General features: G+C 46.0%; 5 protein-coding genes. 1 reads left to right on the top strand and 4 read right to left on the bottom strand.

All coding sequences use genetic code 11. The annotated features are described in order from the left end of the window. Nucleotides 1-19 precede the first annotated feature (19 nt). The 4 genes from Q0095_RS02945 to Q0095_RS02930 form a co-directional block, all read right to left on the bottom strand. On the bottom strand, nt 20-757 hold the full coding sequence (locus tag Q0095_RS02945) for an amino acid ABC transporter ATP-binding protein (protein WP_297881210.1): 738 nt from the start codon (nt 755-757) through the stop codon (nt 20-22). Continuing rightward, nucleotides 757-1,413: an amino acid ABC transporter permease gene (locus Q0095_RS02940; RefSeq protein ID WP_297881208.1), complete on the bottom strand. Its 657-nt coding sequence runs from the start codon at nt 1,411-1,413 to the stop codon at nt 757-759. The genes Q0095_RS02945 and Q0095_RS02940 overlap by 1 nt, the downstream gene beginning before the upstream one ends. Nucleotides 1,414-1,415: 2 nt before the next feature. Next, nucleotides 1,416-2,069, bottom strand: a complete 654-nt coding sequence (locus Q0095_RS02935) for an amino acid ABC transporter permease (protein WP_297881206.1) — start codon at nt 2,067-2,069, stop codon at nt 1,416-1,418. Between the two features lie 166 nt (nt 2,070-2,235). Then, nucleotides 2,236-3,582, bottom strand: a complete 1,347-nt coding sequence (locus Q0095_RS02930; protein WP_297881213.1) for a DASS family sodium-coupled anion symporter — start codon at nt 3,580-3,582, stop codon at nt 2,236-2,238. Nucleotides 3,583-4,214: 632 nt separating this feature from the next. Here Q0095_RS02930 and Q0095_RS02925 point away from each other — a divergent pair. After that, nucleotides 4,215-4,838 (top strand): hypothetical protein (locus Q0095_RS02925; RefSeq protein ID WP_297881204.1); only part of this gene is annotated, 624 nt, incomplete at its 3' end.

The following is a 4,838-nucleotide window of genomic DNA, read 5'->3' as shown; positions in this document are numbered from 1 at the left end:
TTTTCTCCTTTATTAAAATTTATTTTTTAAATTCGAACATATTTAAAAATTTCTTCGCGCGCTCGCTATTTGGAGCGGTAAAGAACGCCTCCGGTTCGTTAATCTCCACTATATGCCCGTCGTCCATAAAAACTATGCGATCGGCTACGGCGCGCGCAAAGCCCATCTCGTGCGTTACGATTAGCATCGTCTGCCCCTCTTTGGCGAGATTTAGCATTACGTCGAGCACCTCGCGCACGATCTCGGGATCAAGCGCCGCGGTAACCTCGTCAAAAAGCATGATCTTGGGCTTCATCACAAGGCTTCGTACGATCGCGATGCGCTGCTTCTGCCCGCCGCTAAGCTCTTTGGGGTAGGAGTTCTCCTTATCCGCAAGACCTACGATCTTTAGCCATTCGCGTGCTAGAGTTATCGCTTCCTCTTTCGGGACGTTTTGTACCTTCATCGGGCCTAAGATTATGTTGTGCAGCACATTTAAGTGATCGAAAAGCTCGTAGCTTTGAAAGACCATGCCGATCTTTTGCCTGATCCTGCGCCAGTCTGTGAAATTTTGATCGATCCGCTCGCCTTCGATTATAAAATTTCCGCTTTGTACCGGCTCTAACCCGTTGATCGTGCGAAGTAGGGTGCTTTTTCCACAGCCGCTAGGGCCTAGGATTACCACGACTTCGCCCTGCGCGACGCTAAGGCTGACGTCCTTTAGCGCGTGCAGCTCGCCGTAAAATTTATTGATTTTATGAAGTTCTAAAATTCCCATCAGCTCCACCTGTTTTCTAATTTTTTCGAAAGCGCCGAGATTGGATAGCAGATCAAAAAATATACGAAAAATATCGCTCCGTAGATGATTAGCGGCGCGTAATTATCGCGGAAGACATTCACTTCGATGATCTGCTGTCCGACCTTGACGAGCTCTATGACGCCGATTAGTACGGCGATCGAGGTTGTTTTTATCATCCTGCTGAATAAATTTATCGTTGCGGGCACCAGACGCCTCATCGCAAGCGGCAGGATGACATAGAGATAAATTTGAGATCTGCTAAATGCGAGCGCTTCGGCGCTTTCGAACTGATGCTTGGGTATGCTAAGCACGGCGCCGCGCACCAGATCCATCATCTCAAAAACGCCCCAGATGCTAAAGACGATGATCGAAGCCGCGATATTTGAGATGTGGATGCCAAATGCCTTACTCGCGCCGAAATATACGATAAATAGCCAGACGATAGGCGGCATTATGCGCACGATCTCTAGGCAAATTTTAAGCGGGATGTATAAGGCTCTGCGCCCAGAGGCCATTAAAATTCCAAGTACCAAGCCCAGAGCGAGCGAAACCGCGATCGAGATGAGCGCGATTTGCAGTGTGACCCCGAGCCCGCCAAGAAGCCTGATTAAATTTTCGCCGCTTAAGAGTTCCATCGCTAGCCTCTCATATATGCAAGGCGCTTTTCAAGCAGCGTAAGCGCTAGCGAAAGCGGCAGGATTATGATCAGATACGAAACGCTTAACATAAACAGCGCCTCGTTCGTCTTGTAATACAATCCGATCACGTCCTTTGCGGCATAGACGAGATCGGCGAGCGCTACGATGCTAACGATCGAGGTTTCTTTAAGCAGAAAGATTATGTTTGCGCTGATGGAGGGCAGGGCGATCGCAAAGGCGCGCGGCAGCACGACGTAAAACACTATCTGTGCTTCGCTAAGGCCTAGGCTCATCGCGCTTTCGATCTGGGATTTTTTTATCGCCTCAAAACCGAGCCTAAAGCTCTCGCTCATATAGCTTCCGCCCAAAAACGCAAGACCTACAATCGCGCAGGTAAAGCCTGAAATTTGAATGCCCAGCTTCGGCAAGCCGTAGTATAGAAAAAATAGCTGAATTAAAAGCGGAGTATTGCGAGATAGCTCGATATATGCGCTCACGAGCGGGCTTAATAGAGGCAATCTTTTATATTTTATCAGCGTGCAGATAAAACCGATGATGATGGATAGTAAAATTCCGTAAAATGCGAGCTTCAGCGTTAAAATTCCCGCCTTTACGAACATCGGGCTAAATTTAGCTATAAAATCAAAATCCATAAATTCTTCTTTCCATAAAATATGCGTATTATACAGATAACTGATTAAAATAGTATTAAATCAGAATTTTTTTATAAAGATTCCGAAAATTTAGGAGTTTAAAAATATATCTTATAAATATATTTAGTCCGAGCAGATACCCGGACTATAGAATTTTGACGGAATTTTACGAGTAAAAAATATACGCGTATCCCGAAACTAAAAACGCGGAGAATATCGCTAGAATTCCACCACTTCGTACCATTTCCGCCTGGCGAATGCGTCCCGTTCCGAAAACTAAAGCATTTGGCGGCGTCGCTACCGGCATTATGAAAGCGCAGCTTGCGCCCACACCGATTACTATAGTAAGAGTTTCTTTCGGTAGCCCCATCTGAGCCGCTACTCCCGCAAATACTGGTACTAAAAGTGCAGCAGAAGCGGTATTGCTCGTAAATTCCGTAAGGCAGATGATGAAAACTGCCGTTACCAAAAGTACGATGTAAGTAGGCGCTCTGCCGAAAGTGTGCGCGACTAGATCACCAAGCACCTTAGAAGCTCCGGAATCGCCTAAAACCGCACTTAGCGTAAGTCCGCCGCCAAAAAGCAGCAGCACGCCCCACTCGGTGTTTTCGGCGATGTCATGCCATTTAGCAAGCCCTAGTATGACGATTACGACTGCCGAGCAGATGGCGACGTAAGCATCATCCACTTTAAAGCCCACAAGGGCTGAAATTTGCTTTGAAAATATCCAGCCAAGCGCTGTTAGAGCAAATACGACGATCGTAATAATGCGCTCGCGCGTCCAAGGGATATGCTCCAGATCCATCTCTATTTTATGACTTAAATTCGGCTTGAAAATTATATAAAGCACCGCAAGCATTATCGGCAGCATCACGCACATTAGTGGTAAACCTACCTTCATCCAGTCCGCGAAGCTGTAGTGCAAGGCTTGAGCCACGATTAAATTTGGCGGAGATCCCACGAGCGTGCCCAGACCTCCGATGCTTGCAGAATACGCGATGCCTAAAAGCAAAAACACGAGCGTGCCGCGATCTTTGCTCTCGTCCATGTTGGCGCAAATTCCAAGCGCGATCGGAAGCATCATCGCAGCAGTTGCGGTGTTTGAAACCCACATCGAAAGGATCGCCGTAGCAAGGCAGATTAAAATCGCAGCTACACCCAAGCGACCGCCTGCGCGGGCGATTAGCCACATCGCGATCTTTTTATCGAGCTTTTGCATATGCAGAGCTGTTGCCAGAGCAAAACCGCCGAAAAAGGTAAAGATCGTAGGGTTTGCAAAATTTGCAAGCGTGCTTTTGATGGTGGCAGCCGTGAAAGTGCCATCTTTAGCGAATTTACCAAGTCCGATAGCTACCGCAAGCACCGGCACCATAAGCGCGGTTACCGTGATATGCACGGCCTCTGTAAGCCACATAATCGCGATAAAAGCAAGCAGCGCAAGACCTTTTTTGACATTAGGCTCAAACGGTAACGCGGCGTATAGCGCAAAGCCCACAGCAGCGGCAATCGCCATAATGATGACACCACGCTTAGGAAACGGCACGGTGTCGGTTAGCCTGTCTAAACCCAGCTCGTCTACGTCTGAGTCCAGTGGTCCTTGTAAGCGGGAGTTGCGTAACTCCACTTTGTGTTCTTCCATAGATACTCCTTTTTTGGATTTGGCTTATGATACAAAAATGAGGCGGGAATTTTATAAATTCCAAATCAAATCGTCTTAAATTTTTAAAAGTGCAGTTACTATCGGTAACACGGCACTTATCTCGTGTGTAAATTTTAAATTATACATAAAAATGAACAACTAAGTAAGCGCTTTAAATTTCATCACAGATTATTTTTTAATGACACCCGACATTAAATTTGCTAACTGCTCAAGGGAGGCGGCGTAGAATTTCGTCGAATTCCGTGCTGGCAATCGAGATAGAATTCTGTCCTTAGCAAACGAGATAAAATTTTATCCAAGGCGAGTGAGATAAAATTCCAAGTCTTGTCGCGAAATTCATCGAAATTTCAAAAAAAGGATATTATAATCAGCAAATTTTAAACGTGCTTATGAGCGAGCTTGGCGGAAGACGCTCAAAGATAGCAAGCGGTAAAATGGCAAAGCGGCGGCGGAAAGCCCGAAATTATAAATTATAAGGAGAAAATGTGAAAAATAAAATTTTAATCGCGGCGTTTGCCGCTGCGATATGCGTGAGTTCAAGCTTTGGCGAGGGGATATTTTTAGGTATCGAGGGAGATTATTCTTTTAAATCCAGCATCACTACTAAATGGTCTGACGAGGACGATTCTGGCACGAATAAAGATAATAAGGGGCAGGCTGCGCTCGGCTTTAAAGGCGGTTACGATTTCGGTATAGCTAGGGCGTACGGCGAGTACTTGTATGATTTCAAAGCTTCGAAAACTGGCACTGACGAGGACATCATATTTAAACACGAGTGGAATAAGCATAGCTTGCTCGTAGGCGGGGATTTTACGCCTGAGATTACGAATAGCTTTAAACTCGTAGCGGGCGCATATACAGGAGTTTCATTTTTGAAATATAAAATTTATTCATATGACGAATCTGACGGAAGCAGCGATTCGCTTTCAAAGACTCTGCCTGGCTGGGTCATCGGTGCAAGGCTGGGTGGGCTATATAGCTTTGATGAACATAACGAGATTGAGTTTGGCTATAAAGCGGACTATACGAGGTACAAGGCCAGTAAGCTCGGAGAGGGCGTAGACAAGGTGTATGAGACTAACCATGGAATTTATCTGGGGTATAATTTT

Origin of the sequence: uncultured Campylobacter sp. (assembly GCF_938045535.1) — a bacterium.
Lineage (GTDB): Bacteria > Campylobacterota > Campylobacteria > Campylobacterales > Campylobacteraceae > Campylobacter_B.
Note: the sequence above shows the minus strand (reverse complement) of the source record. Positions and strands in the feature narration are given on the sequence as shown.